Source organism: Succinimonas amylolytica DSM 2873, from assembly GCF_000378405.1.
Taxonomy (GTDB): domain Bacteria; phylum Pseudomonadota; class Gammaproteobacteria; order Enterobacterales; family Succinivibrionaceae; genus Succinimonas; species Succinimonas amylolytica.
Genome location: NZ_KB899636.1, coordinates 714,583 through 718,626, shown reverse-complemented (window position 1 = coordinate 718,626; position 4,044 = coordinate 714,583). Strand labels below are relative to the sequence as shown.

Annotated in this window: 2 protein-coding genes; both read left to right on the top strand. The window is 41.8% G+C overall.

The window, feature by feature from the left end:
- The first annotated feature begins 112 nt into the window (after window positions 1-112).
- Window positions 113-1,744: a DNA polymerase gene (locus F557_RS0103155; protein ID WP_245539380.1), complete on the top strand. Its 1,632-nt coding sequence runs from the start codon at window positions 113-115 to the stop codon at window positions 1,742-1,744.
- Between the two features lie 162 nt (window positions 1,745-1,906).
- On the top strand, window positions 1,907-3,757 hold the full coding sequence (locus F557_RS18615) for a helix-turn-helix domain-containing protein (protein WP_019000806.1): 1,851 nt from the start codon (window positions 1,907-1,909) through the stop codon (window positions 3,755-3,757).
- The last annotated feature ends 287 nt before the right edge of the window (window positions 3,758-4,044 follow it).

Genomic DNA, 4,044 nt, shown 5'->3' with positions numbered 1-4,044 from the left:
CATAGCAAAATTCTAATTTGATAATTGGACAGACTCCTTATCACATAAGGACTGTCCATTCGTATTGTCGTCATTGGGTGCGGAACAAAGGTATTCTTGGAAATGTGCTTTAGTGTGGGCTGCATACAATGGGCTTCCGCTTTCTTTAGAGAAGGTTGGAGCAGTTCTGGGATTTGAAGAGCAGAAACTGAAAGAAGGAAAAGAACTGATCAAGTACTTCTGTTGCCCCTGCAAACCGACAAAATCTAATGGTGGCCGCACTTGGAACCTGCCACAGCACGCGCCGGAGAAATGGAATCTTTTCAAGAAATACAATGCGAGAGATGTGCAGGTCGAACAGCAGATCCAAGAGCGACTGCAGAACTATCCAGTTCCAGACTTCGTCTGGGATGAATATCACTTGGATCAAGAAATCAATGATCGTGGCATTATGATCGATCAGAACATGGTAGGAGAAGCTCTACGGATTGATGAACTCACCAAGACTGATTTGATGGATCGCATGCAAAAAAAGACGGGGCTTTCAAATCCTAACTCAGTAATTCAGATGAAAGAATATTTGGAGCAGAAAGGCATGGAAGTCGAAAGTCTCGGCAAGAAAGATGTGACTGCCATGCTCAAGACCGTACCGGAAGATCTAGCAGAAGTTCTATCCCTTCGATTGCAACTGGCTAAGAGTTCCGTTCGGAAATATCAAGCGATGCAAAACGCGGTATGTTCAGACGGTCGATGTAGAGGCATGTTCTTTTTTTACGGAGCGAACCGTTCCGGACGCTGGGCAGGAAGACTGATTCAACTCCAGAATCTACCTCAGAATCATATGTCAGATTTGGAACAGGCACGTGATTTAGTGAAAGCCGGTGACTATGAAATGCTGAATATGCTGTATGACTCTGTTCCGAATGTTCTGTCAGAGTTAATCCGTACAGCTTTCATCCCACGTCCCGGTTACAAGTTTATCGTTTCTGACTTCAGTGCCATTGAAGCAAGAGTCTTGAGTCACCTGGCAGGAGAGCAGTGGCGTACAGATGTATTCCGCAATGGCGGTGATATCTACTGTGCCAGCGCCAGTCAGATGTTCCATGTTCCCGTGGAAAAGCACGGAGCCAACAGTCATTTAAGGCAGAAAGGTAAAATAGCGGAACTCGCCCTTGGTTACGGCGGATCTGTCGGAGCCCTTAAAGCCATGGGAGCACTAGATATGGGACTTTCCGAGGATGAACTGCAACCGCTGGTTAATATGTGGAGAAATTCAAATCCGAACATAGTCTCTTTCTGGTGGCAGATAGATAATGCGGTAAAGACAGCTGTTCAGTTACACACCACTGAGAAAGTCGGCTGTCTGGAATTCACCGTTAAAAACGGCATGTTGTTCATCACCCTACCTTCTGGCAGAAAGCTTGCCTACGTTCAGCCCCGTATCGGCATGAACCAATTCGGTGGCGAGAGTGTCACCTATATGGGGATTGATGCAACCAAGAAATGGAGCAGAATCGAGAGCTACGGACCTAAGTTTGTGGAAAACATCGTTCAGGCTGTCAGCCGGGACATTCTTGCCTATGCCATGCAAACTCTGAAACACTGCTTCATCGTCGGCCACGTTCATGACGAACTAATCATTGAATGTTCCGAAAAGGTATCGTTAGAGAAGATTTGTGAACAGATGGGCAGAACGCCTGAGTGGATTCCGGGACTGGTACTCAGAGCGGATGGGTATGAGTGCGGGTTTTATAAAAAGGATTAGTTACATTTGTTATATCATCAATAGCTGATTTATCTCTAATCATTGACACACAATCTTTTTTTTGAAATCTTGTGATATATTAGAACACTCGAAACTATTATTTATTTCAAAAATTGTTTAACTCTTCTTAGAACGGGGAAGAAATTATAAGGAGAATAACCTATGGCTTTTGGCCATTCATTTACAAAATTCTTAAACAATAATTTTATCGATGAACTTTGCAACGTGGCATCAGAGTATCTCAATGAGCATGGAGATACTCTAGAGCTTAAATTACGTAAAGTTCAGGAAATCGGCGAAATAGAACTGTTGGACACAAGAATAAATAAAGTCTATGTAAATGATTTGCCAGGAACGAAAATAGCCTTTGATGTTATTCTCGAATTGGAATTAGAAGTCAGGGAAGCAGATTATCATTTTGACGAAAGTGACACATGTACTCCATGGATTCGTGTCCCATGCACAGGGGATCTCTCAAAAGACATAAAGGAATGGGAGATCCAAACTGATGAAATCGTACAATATTTCAAAAAGAATGCTCCTACCAACTGTTTATCCGATTCCCTGGTTCCATACATTTCTTCAGAACAATTAGAGGATATTGCAACAGAATTCTTAAAATCGTACTATCCTAACGCTTTATCACGAGCATCGGGAGGAATTCCTGTTACAGTTGATCCCTTTATTTTGGCTGAAACACTAGGCCTAAAGGTAGAACAAAAGGTAATTCGAAGCGATTCTGTATTTGGTCAGATTTATTTTGAAGACACTGATGCTGATGTCTCTGATCTATTCAGTGATGGTTCATCACACATAAGTGCTCGGACTATTGTTGTTGATCCTTATAGGTTTTGCTTTTCAAGTTATGGCTCAATAAACAACACCATCATCCACGAATGTGTTCACTGGGTTATGCACAGAAAGGCATTTCTACTAGAGAAACTCTTTGACTCAAAGGTCTCTCGCATCACCTGTGAAGTGGCTACTAAGACTGAACAACAGAAAGCCCAAGAAGAATTAAAATTCATAGAATGGCAAGCAAACCAGTTAGCCCCAAGAATTCAAATGCCCGCCGAACCATTTAAGGCAAGAGCCAAGGAATATATTGTAAACCTCCAACGGCTGAACCGTGCCAAGTATGAGTTTGAAGTCATGGAGCAAGTCATAGATAATCTTGCACAAGAATTCAATGTTTCAAGACAATCCGCCAAAATCAGACTCGTTCAATTAGGCTTTCACCAGGCTGTTGGAGCCTACACATATGTTGATGGTCATTACGTTAAAGCACATAGCTTTAAACCGGGACTCCTTAAACCAAACCAAACATTCTCCATATCAGCCTATGATGCGGCAGTGGAAAGGTTTAAAAACCAAGAACTGCGTAATCTAACTGAAAATGGGGACTACCTATTCGTTGACAACCATTTTGTCTACAATGCGCCTCAGTATGTTCAAACCTCAGCTGACGGACGGCTTGAACTCACTGATTATGCCCTCGCCCATATGGATGAGTGCTGTTTGGTATTTGATTTAAAAATCAAGAATAATATAAACAAAGATTACCAAACTGTTTGTTTTCTTAATCGTGACGAAAGTGATGTAACTTTTGAAGTTAGTTTTCATAACGAACTGAAAACAGCACCAAAGGAAAAACAGACCGAACACAGAAAAAATGTCATGGCTGAAGCCCTTAAGATACGAAGGGATATGACAGACGACCCTACTAAATGCTTAAAACAACTGTTAGTTTGGCGAAACGTAAAGCAGAACGAACTTGCTTACACCATTGGAAGAGATCCAACAACAATTAGCAGAATCATCAATGGCAAGAACGAGCCAGACCTAAAAACTGTTGTTCTTATCTGTTTTGCTCTGCACCTGCCTCCTTGTATTAGCAGTAAACTCTTAGATGTCTTTAACATCAGACTTAGTCCAACCTGTCGATGCTCTCTGAGTCTGTCCCTTTTTTGCTTGCTAGGTTTGTCCGGCACTAACTTTCATTCTGCTCAGTGATTTTGCCCCTCCAGATCATTTCGTTACACCTGTAAATTACGGGTTACAGCTGTAACAGATTTTTTTACACCAGATACAGTAATCCTAAATCTGGAGTGATTACACCGGAATAAAGAATGAGATAAATAGATATTGCTAAGTTACCAGAGAGGAAGAAGCAAATTTGCTTTTCCGAAACGTGAGAAGTATTTTTAGGAAGATCTATTGATTTTGAGGGAAGCCGTAGGATATGACTTCCCAATGTTCATCGAAGTAGCTTTCAGGTTAACCAGCCTCCGGAGTCTGAT